14 protein-coding genes are annotated in these 12,844 nt (G+C 73.6%); 7 read left to right on the top strand and 7 right to left on the bottom strand.

What is annotated here, in order from left to right:
• The first annotated feature begins 95 nt into the window (after window positions 1-95).
• Complete coding sequence (locus IEZ27_RS50060; RefSeq protein ID WP_189653726.1) at window positions 96-1,901, top strand: CocE/NonD family hydrolase; 1,806 nt, start codon at window positions 96-98, stop codon at window positions 1,899-1,901.
• A gap of 6 nt (window positions 1,902-1,907) precedes the next feature.
• Here the strand turns inward: IEZ27_RS50060 and IEZ27_RS50065 are convergent, their stop codons facing one another.
• A complete protein-coding gene (locus IEZ27_RS50065) occupies window positions 1,908-2,546 on the bottom strand; it encodes a response regulator (protein ID WP_189653727.1) in 639 nt (212 codons plus the stop codon).
• Window positions 2,543-3,721, bottom strand: a complete 1,179-nt coding sequence (locus IEZ27_RS50070; protein ID WP_189653728.1) for a sensor histidine kinase — start codon at window positions 3,719-3,721, stop codon at window positions 2,543-2,545. Before IEZ27_RS50070 ends, IEZ27_RS50065 begins: the two co-directional genes overlap by 4 nt.
• A gap of 123 nt (window positions 3,722-3,844) precedes the next feature.
• Between IEZ27_RS50070 and IEZ27_RS50075 the strand changes: the two genes are divergently transcribed.
• Window positions 3,845-4,681, top strand: coding sequence for a CPBP family intramembrane glutamic endopeptidase (locus IEZ27_RS50075; protein WP_189653729.1), 837 nt, complete (start codon window positions 3,845-3,847; stop codon window positions 4,679-4,681).
• On the opposite strand, the gene IEZ27_RS50080 is transcribed toward IEZ27_RS50075, so the two are convergent.
• The 3 genes from IEZ27_RS50080 to IEZ27_RS50090 form a co-directional block, all read right to left on the bottom strand.
• Window positions 4,636-4,905, bottom strand: a complete 270-nt coding sequence (locus tag IEZ27_RS50080) for a hypothetical protein (RefSeq protein WP_189653730.1) — start codon at window positions 4,903-4,905, stop codon at window positions 4,636-4,638. The two genes, IEZ27_RS50075 and IEZ27_RS50080, sit on opposite strands and share 46 nt — an antisense overlap.
• A gap of 250 nt (window positions 4,906-5,155) precedes the next feature.
• A complete protein-coding gene (locus IEZ27_RS50085; RefSeq protein ID WP_189653731.1) occupies window positions 5,156-5,641 on the bottom strand; it encodes a carboxymuconolactone decarboxylase family protein in 486 nt (161 codons plus the stop codon).
• A gap of 60 nt (window positions 5,642-5,701) precedes the next feature.
• Window positions 5,702-6,184: a carboxymuconolactone decarboxylase family protein gene (locus IEZ27_RS50090; RefSeq protein ID WP_189653732.1), complete on the bottom strand. Its 483-nt coding sequence runs from the start codon at window positions 6,182-6,184 to the stop codon at window positions 5,702-5,704.
• A gap of 135 nt (window positions 6,185-6,319) precedes the next feature.
• On the opposite strand from IEZ27_RS50090, the gene IEZ27_RS50095 reads away from it, so the two are divergent.
• Complete coding sequence (locus IEZ27_RS50095; RefSeq protein WP_189653733.1) at window positions 6,320-6,709, top strand: PPOX class F420-dependent oxidoreductase; 390 nt, start codon at window positions 6,320-6,322, stop codon at window positions 6,707-6,709.
• An 18-nt stretch (window positions 6,710-6,727) separates the two neighbouring features.
• On the opposite strand, the gene IEZ27_RS50100 is transcribed toward IEZ27_RS50095, so the two are convergent.
• On the bottom strand, window positions 6,728-7,309 hold the full coding sequence (locus IEZ27_RS50100) for a TetR/AcrR family transcriptional regulator (protein ID WP_189653734.1): 582 nt from the start codon (window positions 7,307-7,309) through the stop codon (window positions 6,728-6,730).
• A gap of 119 nt (window positions 7,310-7,428) precedes the next feature.
• Between IEZ27_RS50100 and IEZ27_RS50105 the strand changes: the two genes are divergently transcribed.
• Window positions 7,429-8,577 (top strand): FAD-dependent oxidoreductase, encoded by a 1,149-nt coding sequence (locus IEZ27_RS50105; protein WP_189653735.1) that lies wholly within the window; start codon window positions 7,429-7,431, stop codon window positions 8,575-8,577.
• Between the two features lie 15 nt (window positions 8,578-8,592).
• Here IEZ27_RS50105 and IEZ27_RS50110 read toward each other — a convergent pair whose 3' ends face one another.
• Entirely contained in the window at window positions 8,593-9,366 is a 774-nt protein-coding gene (locus tag IEZ27_RS50110; protein WP_189653736.1) for a methyltransferase domain-containing protein, read from the bottom strand.
• 181 nt (window positions 9,367-9,547) lie between these two features.
• Between IEZ27_RS50110 and IEZ27_RS50115 the strand changes: the two genes are divergently transcribed.
• The 3 genes from IEZ27_RS50115 (at window position 9,548) to IEZ27_RS50125 (ending at window position 12,842) form a co-directional block, all read left to right on the top strand.
• Window positions 9,548-10,465 (top strand): NADP-dependent oxidoreductase, encoded by a 918-nt coding sequence (locus IEZ27_RS50115; protein ID WP_189653737.1) that lies wholly within the window; start codon window positions 9,548-9,550, stop codon window positions 10,463-10,465.
• A 371-nt stretch (window positions 10,466-10,836) separates the two neighbouring features.
• Window positions 10,837-12,498, top strand: coding sequence for an ABC-F family ATP-binding cassette domain-containing protein (locus IEZ27_RS50120; protein WP_189653738.1), 1,662 nt, complete (start codon window positions 10,837-10,839; stop codon window positions 12,496-12,498).
• A gap of 155 nt (window positions 12,499-12,653) precedes the next feature.
• Window positions 12,654-12,842 carry a hypothetical protein gene (locus tag IEZ27_RS50125; RefSeq protein WP_189653739.1) on the top strand — a complete coding sequence of 63 codons (189 nt, stop codon included), beginning with the start codon at window positions 12,654-12,656 and terminating at the stop codon, window positions 12,840-12,842.
• The last annotated feature ends 2 nt before the right edge of the window (window positions 12,843-12,844 follow it).

Below are 12,844 nucleotides of genomic sequence, written 5' to 3' on the forward strand. Positions count from 1 at the left end.
CGGGTGTGGCGGGGCTTGCCTCGGCGTGCCCGCTGTCATATGAGTGATGCACGCTCGTTCGGACCCCACCGGCACACTCATGCACGGGAGAGTCGATGAACACTCGCGGGAAGGCGACGGCCGCTGCGGCGGCCGGCGTGCTGGTCACGATCACCACTCTCACCGCGGGCGCGCCGCCCGCGTCGGCCACGGCGCCGGGGGTCACGCACGAGGAGAACCCCCGGGTTCCCGCGGGCGCCGCCTGGACGGAGGCGTACTTCCCCTCCTCCGACGGCAGCGGCGTCGAACTGCACGCCGACGTGCTGCGCCCGGCGCACCTGCCGGCCCGCGCGCGCACGCCGGTGATCGTCTCGGTCGGCCCCTACTTCGCCCACGCCGGGCAGACGGGCCCCGAGGGATGGGACCGCGTCGGCCCGTCCGCGCGCTTCCAGGACTTCGTGGACGGCGCCGGGCTGATGGCCCGCGGCTACACGTTCGTCATGGTCGACCTGCGCGGCTTCGGCGGCAGCACCGGCTGCCTGGACTGGGTCGGCCCCGGGGAGCAGGCCGACGTGCGCGCCGCCGTCGAGTGGTCGGCCGCCCAGCCCTGGTCGACCGGCAGGGTCGGCATGTACGGCAAGTCGTACGACGCGGTCACCGGCCTGGTCGGCAACAACCTCAGGCTGCCGAGCCTGAAGGCGGTCGTCGCCCAGGAACCGGTCTGGAACATGTACAACTACCTGTTCAGCAACAAGGTCCCGCGGCCCAACGTCACGGGCACGCCGCAGGCGTACAACTCGATCGCGACCATGCCGCCCATGGACGGCGACAGCGACCGCTACAAGGCGAACGCCCAGTACGAGACCGCCCACCCGGCCTGCCTGAGCGACAACATCACCAACAACAACAATCCGGACCTGCGCTCGGCGTACTGGAGGGCCCGCGACCTGGCCGCCCGCGCCGCCGGGACCGGCACGCCGCTGTTCGTCACCCAGGGCTTCATCGAGCCCAACACCAAGCCGGAGGACATGGAGTCCTACTTGGACCACCACCGGGGCCGCGAACGCGGCTGGCTCGGCCAGTGGGAGCACGTGCGCGGCAACGACACCGACGCCCAGGGCCGGCTGTTGCAGGGCCGCGCCGGCTGGTTCGACGAGGTGATGCGCTTCTACGACCAGTACCTGCGCGGCACGCGCCCCTCGACGGCCGACCCGGCGTACGCGGTGGAGGACAGTCTCGGCCAGTGGCGCGCGCAGCCGACCTGGCCGGTGGTCACGACGTCGTACGACGTCCGGCTCGCCGCGGGGGCGTACCAGGACGACGGCGGCGGTCCCGCGGCGGCGACGTCGGCCCCCTCGGGCCGGTGGGACATGGAGCACGCCCCGCCGCCCGAGCCGCTGTCCGCCACCGAGCGGAACGCGGCCCGGCAGAGCGTGGCAGGGGCGCGCGGGAGCGCCGCGAACAGCTACTGGACCTGGTCCACGCCCGCCGCCGAGAAGCTCAGGCTCACCGGCACGCCGGCGATCAGGCTCACCGCGAGCACGGCCGGGAACGTGATGGTCCGCCTGTGGGACCTCGCCCCGGACGGCCGCGCCACGATGTTCGACGAGAACGTCGCCCTGCTGGAACGCGCGGGGACGATCGCGTTCGACCTGAAGTCGGCCGACTGGACCTTCGACCGGGGACACCGGCTGGGCGTCCAGATCGGGACCATCGTGTCCGGCGGCTGGCTGGACGTGCCCTCGGGCGACACGATCAGGGTCTCCGGCGCCCGGCTGAGCCTCGACCTGCTGGGCGCCGGGGCCGACGTGCCGACCCAGGGCGACCGGTCGCCGTACCTCGACCGGTATCTCGCGGCGTACACGACGGTGATCGGCGACGTCGTGCCGGGTTCCTTCCCGCTGCGTTTGTCGCGGCGCTGACGGGCCTCACGAGCCGTCGCGCAGACGCAGGGCGAGCCGGGTGCGGTCGCGCAGGCCGTACTTGCGCAGCAGGCTGGTGACGTGGTTCTTCACCGTGCCCTCGGTGATGCGCAACCGGCCGGCGATCTGCCTGTTGGTGGCCCCGGCGGCGATCAGCCGGGCCACCTCGGCCTCCCGTGCCGACAGTCGCCCCGCCTCGCCGCGCGGCGCCGGCGGCACCCCGCGCCGGATCTCGGCCACCAGCCGCGCGGCCACGGCGGAGGCGAGCACGGTCTCACCCCGGGCGGCCCGCCGGACGGCGTCGGTCAGCTCGTCCGGCGTGCAGTCCTTGAGCAGGTAGCCGGCCGCGCCGGCGCGCAGCGCGCCGAAGATGTAGTCGTCCTCGTCGAACGTGCTCAGCACGATCGAGACCACCGACGGATGACCGGCCGACAGGCGGGCGATCAGCTCGACACCGTCCATCTCCGGCATCCTGGCGTCCACCAGCGCCACGTCCGGGCGGCACGACCCGGCCGCGAGCAGGGCCCGCTCGCCGTCGGCGGCCTCGGCGACGATCTCGATGTCGTCCTCGATCTCCAGCATCTTGCGCAGCGCCTGGCGGATGAGCGCCTGGTCGTCGGCCAGCAGCACCCTGATCACGCTCACGAGGCCGCCCGTGTCCAGGCGGGCAGCTCCGCCCGCACCTCGAACCCGCCGCCGGGCCGGTCGCCCGCCGTCAGGGTGCCGCCCACGGCCCCGGCGCGCTCGGCCAGCGACCGCAGGCCGAACCCGCCGCCCGCGCGGCCGTCGCGGCCGTCGCGGCCTCTGCCGTCGTCGGCCACGGTCAGCACGACCCGGTCGCCGTGGAAGGCCAGGCTGCCGCGTACGTGCCGGGCCCCGGCGTGCCGTACGGCGTTGGCCAGCCCCTCCTGGAGCACCCGGTACAGCACGAGTTCAACATCCGGATCCAGCGGCAGCTCACCGCCCACGACCTCGAACGACACCCCGAGCCCGGTGCCGTCGAAGGAGGCCGCGAGCTGCTGGAGCGCCGCGCTGCCGACGTGCCCGTCCAGCGCGAGCGGGCGCAGCGCCCGGACCCAGCGGCGGGCGTCGAGCAGCGCCTGGCGGGTCAGGTCCTTGGCCTGGCGCACCTCGTCCCAGGCCGACTCGGGACGCCGGGTGCGGAACCGTTCGGCGTTCTCCAGGGCCAGTTTGATCACGGTCAGGTGGTGGCCGAGCGAGTCGTGCATCTCCGCGCCCATCCGCGCCCGTTCCTGGGCGATCGTCAGCTCCCTGATCCGGGCCAGCAGCCGCTGCGCCTCCTCCCGCCTGCGCCGCGCCTCCAGCACCGCCGACGTCATGCCGAGGACGAACGCGGCGAACACCGCGACGGGCACCGTCTGCCCGACGGCGTCGAGGACGTCGTGCCCGTACAGGACCATGACCGAGGTGAACACGCCGCAGCACAGGCAGCCGACGATCACCCCGGCCGCCCGCATGCCGTGCACGAACGCCACGTTGGCGACGGCGATGAGCGTGAGCAACTGGTGGATCTCGTTCGAACCGGTGATCCCGAGCGTGAACGTCGCCACCAGGAACACCACGGCCGCCGCCGCGCGCCACCCGCGCGTGCGCCGCCACGGCAACACCGGCCACAACCCGGTCACCACCGCCAGGTTCACGCCGAACGCCACCACCTGCCCCACGGGGGCCGGCGACACGCTGAGGGCGGCGGCGTAGACGAGCGCGGTGGCGGCGAGCACCACCCAGAACACGACACTCAGCAGCAGCGGCGGGCCGGTGTCCGGCAACCGGGCGGCCGGGACGGGGAGACGCGGCACACCTCGACCCTAGTTTCCCGCGCGGCCCGGGGGATCCTCCCTGAGACCCATGACGAAGGTCATGATCGGTTCGTCCCCGGCGCCGATGCGCCCGCCGCGGCGGGCTTCCTAGCATCGGGCTCCATGAAGGCCACGCATCCTGTCCCGGCGGTGCTGATCACCGTCGCCGCCATGTTCGCCCAGGTGATCGTCGGCACCGCGCCCGTGATGTTGCTCGATCCCGGCGACGCCCTGTACCGGCCGCTCGGCATGGCCGGCATCACGCTGGCCTCGCTGGGGCTGGTCTTCCTCATCCGCCGCTTACCCGGCCACCGGCCGTGGCGCGGGGTGGGGCTGACGATGTCCTGGCGGGCCGCGCCCGAGGTGCTGCTGGGCCTGGTGGCGGGCGCGGCCGCGGTGTGCGCCGCGAGCGCGCTGTCGGTGACGCTGGGCGTGGCGACGTGGGCGCCGGAGGAGGCGGGCGGGTTGCCGTACCTGCTCGCCGGGATCGTGTTCGCGCTGTTCAGCCAGGCGTTCCCGGAGGAGCTGCTGTGGCGCGGGCACCTGTTCGACACACTCTCGGCGCGGCTGAGGCCGTGGACGGTGCTGATCGTGGTCTCGGCGGGCTTCGGCGCGCTGCACATCATCTCCAACAGTGCCGCCGACACCCTCGCCGAGCGCCTGCTCTACGTGCTCCAGGCGATCGCGCTCGGCTTCGCCTGCGCGGCGGCGCGGGCCCGTACGGGGACGGTGTGGATGGCGGTCGGCGTGCACACCGGCCTGCACACCGGCAACCTGCTGCTGCCGACCCAGGACATCGCCTACGGCGTCCAGCTTCTCATCCTGACCGGCACGCTGGGCCTCACCGGGCTGATCCTGCTGGCCGGCCGCCGGAAGGGCGGCACGACGGCCGCGCCCCGGCGCCCGGCGGACGGTCAGACGGGGCAGGGGGAGCAGTCGTACGGGGAGATGCGCAGGTGAAGCACGTAGTGCCAGCCTTCGGTCTTCTTCTCGAACGTACGGATCTCGTACGGGCTGACCGGGCTGACGGTGAACGTCTCGTCCATGAGGACGTCGTCACCGGCGAGGTCGTCCTCCATGATCACCGCCCGGACCTTCCGGCCGTCGGCGGGGACGATCATGTCCCTGCTCGGGCCGCCGTAGACCAGGATCGTCTGGTTCCGGGGGCAGATGTACTCGTGCACGGTCCAGGCGCAGCCGAGTCTGCGCAGGGATCCGACGTCGTGGTGGTTGTGGTGGTCGTGGCTGCGGTCGTGGTGGCCGCCTGGGCGGCGGGCGCGGCGGGGAGGAGCGCCGCGCAGGCCGCCAGGGCGATGAGTAACCGGATGCCTCTCATGGGCTCAGCGTGCGAGGGCGCCCTTGTGGATCACTGAGAACCGGGTTGGAGCCCGCCCGGGGGCCTCGCCGGGAGCGAGGCCCTCGGGGGAGCGGCCGTCAGTTCGCCATCCCGGCGAACATGCCGGGCTCGTAGGAGCCGCCCGGGTTGCGCACGATCACGTTGAGCCGGTTGTTGGCGTTGATCATGGCGATCAGGGCGACCAGCGCGACGATCTGGTCGTCGTCGTAGTGCTCGCGGGCCCTGGCCCAGGTCTCGTCGGACACGCCCGGGTGGCTGCCGGCCAGCCGGGTGCCCTCCTCGGTGAGCGCCAGCGCGGCCCGTTCGGCGTCGGTGAACACGGTGGCCTCGCGCCACGCGGCGACCAGGTTGACGCGTACCGCGCTCTCCCCGGCGGCGGCCGCGTCCTTGGTGTGGTAGTCGACGCAGAAGCCGCAGCCGTTGATCTGGCTGGCCCGCAACATCACCAGGTCCTGGGTGGACTGCGGCAACGGCGACTGCTGGATCGCCAGGGCGACGTTGTAGACACGCTTGGCGATCTTGGCGCCGAGCTCGTTGCTCATCAGGTCGAAGCGGGGTTCCATCGGATACTCCTCGAAGTCGGACGTTCAGGGTTGCGGATCGGTGGTACGGGATGCCTGCGGTCAGCCGATGCGGCCGGGCTCGTAGGCGCCGCCGGGCTGCCGGACGATGACGCTCATGCGATTGGTCGCGTTCATCAGGGAGATGAGCAGCACCAGATCGGCGAGCTGGGCCTCGTCGTAGTGCTCGGCGGCCCGCGCCCACGCCTCGTCGGTGACGCCGGGGGAGGCGTCGGCGATGCGGGCGCCCTGCTCGGCCAGCTCCAGGGCGGCCCGTTCGGCGTCGCTGTACACCGTGGCCTCCCGCCAGGCCGCGACCAGGGCGATCCGGACGGGGCTCTCCCCGGCGTGGGCGGCGTTCTTGCTCCACACGTCGGTGGCGTAGGCGTCGCCGTTGATCTGGCTCGTACGCAGCACCGCCAGCTTCAGGACGGCGGGCGGCAGCGTCGTCTCCGCCAACAGCGTCCTGCTCGCCGTTCCGAAGTGCCCGACGGCCTTGGCGGCGGTCGCGGTCGGGGCGCCGAAGAGGTTCAAGCGTGCGGTCATTGTTCGCTCCTTGCTGTCGTAGCCGGTCGAACAAGAGATGCCGGTCACCCGGTTCCTGTGACAGTGACGTACGCCACATGCGGGCGGAGTGTCCGGTTTTGCCTCACGCTGGTGTCAAGGTCGCATACTTGCCGCATGATTTTCACGCAGACAGAACTCGACTACCTGGCCGGACAACACCTCGGCCGCCTGGCCACCGTCTCCCCGGCCGGTGACGTGCAGAACAACCCCGTGGGCTTCTTCGTGGACGCCGCCGCGGGCACGATCGTCATCGGCGGGCACGCGATGGGGGTCTCCAAGAAGTTCCGGAACGTCCAGCGGGGCAGCACCGTGGCCCTCGTCGTGGACGACCTGGCCTCGGTCGACCCGTGGGTGGCGCGCGGCATCGAGATCCGGGGCACGGCGGTGGCCCTGAGCGATCACGAGCCTCCGGTGCCGTACTTCTCGCGGGAGATCATCGTGATCACCCCTGTCAAGATCATCTCCTGGGGGATCGACGGAGGGCGGGCCACCCGTACGGTGTGAGGCCCCCGGAGCCCGTCGCTAGCGCGGCGGGCGCCAGCCGTGCGCGAGGAGGCCGAAGACCTCCTCCACGGCCCCGCGAAGATCCGTCCGGCCCCGCGTGAGCGCCGGTGTCTCCAGGACGAACCGGGCCAGCGCGTGACAGGCGACGTCGTCGTGCTCCACGCCCGCGTCGTCGGCGATGGCCGCGCCGAGGGCGGCGGTGTGCCGGGTCCACATCCGCCCGTGGTACTCCTGAAGCGCCGGCGTGGACTCCACGAGCTCGGTGAACCCGGCCCGCAGCGGATGGGCCGCCAGCGGCAACCACGACGCCAGCACGTGCTCGCGCAGCGCCTCGACGACGCTCTGACCGGCGGGACGCCGGCGCACCGCGGCGACCAGCTCCGCCTCCCGGTCTGCCTCCTCGTCGAAGACCAGCGCCTCCTTGCTCGGGAAGTGCTTGAACAGCGTCGTGGTCGACACGTCGGCCGCCTCGGCGACGTCCCTGACGCTCACCTGGTCGTAGCCCCGTTCGAGGAACAGCCGCAGGGCGGCGTCGGCGATGGCGCGGCGGGTGGCCGCCTTCTTGCGTTCGCGGCGGCCGGTGACGGGTGGCGTGTCCATGCGGCCCACCCTATCAAAAGGTGGCATCAGACAATTAGTTGACTTGTTGCACTTTTGTACTCGTTCTGCTTCTCTGAAAAAGGCGGCGTACGGCGCCGCCACGAACGAGAGGAGCGACCATGCGCTCACCGGCACCCACCGATGCGCGGATCGGCATCGTCGGCGCGGGCCCGGGAGGGCTCACCTGCGCCCGCATCCTGCAACGGCACGGCATCGCCGTGACGGTCTACGACCGCGACCCCCACCCGAGGGCCCGCGACCAGGGCGGCACCCTCGACCTGCACGCCGACGACGGGCAGCACGCCCTGCGCGAGGCCGGCCTGATCGAGCGGTTCTTCGAGCTGGCCCGCCCGGAAGGTCAGGAGATGCGCCTCCTGGACCCGTCGGGACGGCTCCTCGACCACCACGTCCCGGCCGCGGACGAGCTCTTCAAGCCGGAGATCGACCGGGGACGGCTGCGCGACCTGCTGCTCGGCTCGCTGGAGCCGGGGACCGTGCGGTGGGGCCACGCCGTCGAGGAGGTCGCCGGACCGGCGGAAGGCCCGCGACGGCTGCGCTTCGCCGACGGCACGTCCGCCGAGACGGACCTGGTCATCGGGGCCGACGGCGCGTTCTCACGGGTGCGCCCCGCGGTGTCGCCGGCCGTGCCGGGGTACACGGGGATCGGCTTCCTGGAGGCGTGGTTCCAGGACGTCGACAACGCCCACCCCGAACTCGCCGCGCTCGTCGGCCAGGGCGGCGCCACCGCGGCAGACGGCGAACGCGCCCTGTTCGCCCAGCGCAACGGCGGCGACCACATCCGCGTCTACGTCATCCAGCGCCTGCCCGCCGACTGGATCACCGCGAACGGCCTGAGCACCGCCGACACCGCCGGGCTGCGCGCGTGGTTGCTGGACGCGTTCTCCGGCTGGTCACCGGCCATGCTGCGGATGATCACCGGCAACGACGGCCCGTACGTCGACCGTCCGCTGTTCGCGCTGCCCGTCCCGCACGTCTGGGAGCGGTCGCCGTCCGTGACGCTGCTCGGCGACGCCGCCCACCTCATGCCGCCGCTCGGCGTCGGGGCCAACCTGGCCATGCTGGACGCCTGTGAACTCGCCCTCGCCCTGGCCGGCTCCGCCACGGTCGGCGACGCCGTGGAGGCGTACGAGAAGATCATGCTCCCGCGCGCGGCGGAGGCGGCCCGGATGCTGGAACACGGCGCCGAGGCCCTGCTCGAACGGCACGAACGCGGCGAGCTCGCGACCTTCGCCCCGCCCCGGCGCTGACCCGCCCGCCGGGACTCAGGGGCGCGTGGCCGCCGTCACGAACAGGGGAAAGGCGAGGAACAGCCGCCCGCGCCGGCCCCGCTCACGCTGCTCGGCGAGCCAGCCCTCGGCCTGCGCGTCGCTGATCGCCCCGGCCGCGCACGCCTTCCCGGCGAGGTCGGCCAGCAGCGGCAACATCGTCGCGTCGGTGAAGACCACGGTGCGGGCCTCGGCGGTGACGTCGGTGAAGCCCGCGTCGAGGAGCAGGCCGGGGGAGCGGCGGACCACGCGCGGAGCGGTGACCAGGTCGGCGCGCGCGTGCACGATGCGGCGGGTGAGCGCGGCGTCGCCGGAGTCGATGACGAAGGTGTCCCAGTCCTGCCCGACCAGCACGAGGCGACCGCCGGGGGCGAGCACGCGCCGCGCCTCGCCGATCGCGCGGGCGGGGTCGTCCAGGATGTGGAACACCTTCTCGGCCCGGTAGCCGCGCAGCGTGCCGTCGGCGAAGGGCAGGGCGTAGGCGTCCGCCACGCGGAACTCGCCGTCGGGCCGGCGTCCGGCGGCCACAGCGATCATGCGTTCGTCGGGGTCGACTCCGACCGCCCGCGCGCCCCGCGCGGCCATCTCCGCGACCGCCCGGCCGGACCCGCATCCGACGTCCACCACCGCCGTGCCCGGTGCGAGGTCCAGCAGGTCGTAGGAGCGCGCACGCAGCTCGGCCGCGCCGGGCATGCCGTCCCCGACGTCGAGCAGCGCGATGAGCGCGTCTGTCTCCTCGCTGGTACGGCCTGTCGTCTGGTTTCTGTCCATGCCGGGGATCCTGCGGCTTCAAGTGCACTTGAAGTCAAGCCGTCCCCGGCGCTTCCGAGGGAGGGCGTCAGACCCGGACCGCCGATCCTGGGAAGAGCGCTCCGCTTCCGGGCCGGCGCGGGGGCGGGCACGGTGTGACAGTCCGGTGCCTGTCCTTTCGGTGAAGAGCGGTGATCGTGAGATGAAGGCGGTGCGGTTCCACGAGTACGGCGGGATCGACGTCCTGCGCGTGGAGGAGGTCGAACGTCCGGTGCCCGGACCCGGGCAGGTGCTGGTCGAGGTGCGCGCGGCCGGGATCCAGCCCGGCGAGGTGATGATCCGGCGGGGCGCGCGGCACGGGCGCTGGCCCGCGACGTTCCCCTCGGGGCAGGGCAGCGACCTGGCCGGCGTCGTGGTGGCGGCCGGTCCAGAGGTGCGCGGGTTCGCGGTCGGCGCGCGGGTGCTCGGCTTCACCCACGGCCGGGCGAGCCACGCCGAGTACGTCGTGGCCGACGACGTGCACCTGGTCCACCGTCCCGAAGGGCTGTCCTGGGACGTGGCCGGATCCCTGTACGTGGCCGGCACGACCGCGTACGCCACGGTGTTCGCGGTCGATCCGGGACCGGGCGACACGGTCGTGGTGTCCGGGGCGGCGGGCGGCGTGGGATCCCTCGCCGTGCAGCTCGCGCGGCGGCGCGGGGCCACGGTGATCGGACTGGCGGGCGAGCGCAACCACGCCTGGCTGAAGGATCACGGCGTCGTCCCGGTCGCGTACGGGGAGGGGGTGGCCGAGCGGATCCGGCAGGCCGCCGGCGGGCGCGTGGACGCGTTCATCGACACGTACGGGGACGGTTACGTGCGGCTGGCGGTGCGGCTGGGCGTACGGCCCGAGCGGATCGACACGATCTGCGACTGGGACGCGGCGGCCGAGGTCGGCGCGCTGACGTACGGGGAGGGGGCGGCGGCGAGCGCGGTCGTCCTCGGGGAACTGGCCCGGCTCGCCGCGCGGGGGGAGCTTGAGGTGCCGATCGCCGGTACGTACCCGCTGGAGCGGGTGCGGGAGGCGTACCGCGAGCTGGAACGGCGTCACACCCACGGCAAGATCGTGCTCCGGCCCTGACCTCGGGGGCATGCCCCTGCCGCCCGCGAGCGGCGCCCCGGGCCCGCCCCGGCCCCTGCCGCCCGCGAGAACCTCGGGGGCGCTCCACCGGTTGCGCGCCCGGAGAGCGGTGCCGGTGCCGCGTAGGCTAGGGTCGGAACGCTTGTGATCCATGGTGAGGAGACCAGACGTGGCGGGTGACGACGACATCTCCGGGTGATACCGGAGGTTGACCGGCCCCGGCGTGAGCGCGTGAGCGCCGCCGGTGTGGCCCCGTTCGTCGTTCCCGGATTCCCGTCCCCTTCGTACGGGCCGCTTCGGCGTGCCCGTGTTCTCCCTTGAGGTTCACATGGTCTTCATCCCCTGTCCGCCGTACCACGGAGGGCCCGCCGGTGAGTGACGCGCTGCTGGCCCACGACCTCGTACGGACGCTGGGCACGCGGCGCGTGCTCGACGGCCTCTCGTTCACCGCCTCCCCCGGCCGCCGGATCGGGCTGATCGGCGAGAACGGAGCCGGCAAGTCCACCCTGCTGCGCCTGCTGGCCGGTGTCGACCGGCCCGACTCCGGAACCGTCGTGCGGCCCGCCGACCTGGGCTTCCTGCGCCAGGAGCTGCCGTTCGCGGCCTGCGCCACGCTCGCCGACGTGCTCGGCGACGCCCTGCGGGAGGCGCGGGCCGACCTGGCCGAGCTCGACCGGCTGGCCGCCGGGCTGGCCGCCGCGCCGGACGACGCCGCGCTGCTCGACGCGTACGGGACCCGGCTCGACCAGGCGCAGCGGCGCGAGTCGTGGGACGCCGACCGGCGCGCGGAGATCGTCCTGGACCGGCTGGGCCTGGGCGGTGTGCCGCACGGGCGGGAGCTCGGGGGGTTGTCCGGCGGGCAGCGCGGCCGGCTCGCCCTGGCGGGGCTGCTGATCCGGCGGCCCGCCGCGCTCCTGCTGGACGAGCCCACCAACCACCTCGACGACGACGCCGCCGGGTTCGTGGAGGAGCAGGTACGCGGCATGACGGGGGTGGTGGTCGTGGCCAGCCACGACCGGGCCTTCCTCGACGCCGTCTGCACGGACCTGCTCGACCTCGACCCCGCCGCGGACGGCCCCGTCCGGTACGGCGGCGGGTACACCGCGTACCTGGCCGAGCAGCGTGCCGAGCGGGAACGCTGGGAGCGACGGCACGCGGCCGAACAGGCCGAACTCCGTGAGCTGCGCCGCTCCGTCGCGGTGACGGCCCCGCGGGCCACGCCGGACGGGCCGCGCCGCGACAACGAGAAGATGGGCTACGGGCACCGCGCCGGGCGCGTGCAGCGGCAGGTCTCCCGGCGGGTGCGCGAGGCCGCCCGCAGGCTCGCCGAGCTCGAACGCGACCAGGTCCCCGCCCCGCCACCCCCGCTCCACCTGCGCCCCCGCATCACCCCCGCCGCCCCCGCCCCTGTTCCCGCTCCGCCCCTCACCTGCGCACCTTCCGCCGCCGCCGAGGAGCCGTTGTTGTCGGTGCGGGCCGTCCGGGTGCCGGGGCGGCTCCGCCTCGACCGGCTCGACGTGCGGCCAGGGGACCGGCTGCTGGTCACCGGTCCGAACGGGGCCGGCAAGTCCACCCTCCTGGAGGTCCTGGCCGGCATGCCGGCGGTGGCCGGGCAGGTACGGCGGAAGCCCGGACTGACCGTCGGCCTGCTGCCCCAGGACACGGTGTTCGAGCACCCCGGCCGCACGGTTCACGAGACCTACGAACAAGCGCTCGGACAGGAACGGGCGGAGTCCGTGCCGCTGCGCTCGCTCGGCCTGATCCGCCCCCGCGACGCGAACCTGCGCGTTGAGGAGCTGTCGGTCGGCCAGCGCCGCCGCCTCGCCCTCGCGTTGCTGATCGCCGATCCCCCCGACGTCCTGCTGCTTGACGAGCCCACCAACCACCTGTCACCCCGTCTCGCCGACGAGCTGGAGGCCGCCCTGAGCGCGGACGGCCCCGGCGCGGTCGTGCTGGCCTGCCACGACCGCTGGCTGCGCGCCCGCTGGCCGGCCCACCACCTGGTCCTGCCCGAGCCCACACGCATCCCGTAGCGCGGGCATCCGGCCGGGCTTCCGGTTGCGCGCCGATGGCGTACATCCCGTAGTACGTGAGAGCTACGCGGGAAGTGAGCTCCGTGGCGGGAGGCCGGCGGGCGGGGTGATCCGTAGCGTCGGGGGCATCGTCCCCGCACGGAAGGGCCACCCCCATGGGCACTCGCGGCAGCCGCCTCCTGCTCGCCACGCTGGTCACCGCCTCGCCGGCGGGACCGATGGCGTGCGTGGCGGGAGCGGTGCCGGCGCCCGTTCCGGCGGCCCTTCCGCCGCCCTCCGCGCTCGCCGGCCGGGACGGCGGCCGGGCCGTCGAGGTCTTCGGCGAGCGTCGTCCTGTTCGGTAGCC

This window comes from Nonomuraea spiralis (genome assembly GCF_014648435.1).
In the GTDB taxonomy this organism is placed as follows: Bacteria; Actinomycetota; Actinomycetes; order Streptosporangiales; family Streptosporangiaceae; genus Nonomuraea; species Nonomuraea spiralis.

Excerpts from the sequence above, each read along its gene's own strand:
- IEZ27_RS50100 (WP_189653734.1), bottom strand. The coding sequence starts at position 7,309 with ATGGACACGCCACCCGTCACCGGCCGCCGCGAACGCAAGAAGGCGGCC.
- IEZ27_RS50085 (WP_189653731.1), bottom strand. The coding sequence starts at position 5,641 with ATGGAACCCCGCTTCGACCTGATGAGCAACGAGCTCGGCGCCAAGATC.
- IEZ27_RS50075 (WP_189653729.1), top strand. The coding sequence starts at position 3,845 with ATGAAGGCCACGCATCCTGTCCCGGCGGTGCTGATCACCGTCGCCGCC.
- IEZ27_RS50110 (WP_189653736.1), bottom strand. The coding sequence starts at position 9,366 with ATGGACAGAAACCAGACGACAGGCCGTACCAGCGAGGAGACAGACGCG.
- IEZ27_RS50125 (WP_189653739.1), top strand. The coding sequence starts at position 12,654 with ATGGGCACTCGCGGCAGCCGCCTCCTGCTCGCCACGCTGGTCACCGCC.
- IEZ27_RS50095 (WP_189653733.1), top strand. The coding sequence starts at position 6,320 with ATGATTTTCACGCAGACAGAACTCGACTACCTGGCCGGACAACACCTC.
- IEZ27_RS50105 (WP_189653735.1), top strand. The coding sequence starts at position 7,429 with ATGCGCTCACCGGCACCCACCGATGCGCGGATCGGCATCGTCGGCGCG.
- IEZ27_RS50115 (WP_189653737.1), top strand. The coding sequence starts at position 9,548 with ATGAAGGCGGTGCGGTTCCACGAGTACGGCGGGATCGACGTCCTGCGC.
- IEZ27_RS50060 (WP_189653726.1), top strand. The coding sequence starts at position 96 with ATGAACACTCGCGGGAAGGCGACGGCCGCTGCGGCGGCCGGCGTGCTG.
- IEZ27_RS50090 (WP_189653732.1), bottom strand. The coding sequence starts at position 6,184 with ATGACCGCACGCTTGAACCTCTTCGGCGCCCCGACCGCGACCGCCGCC.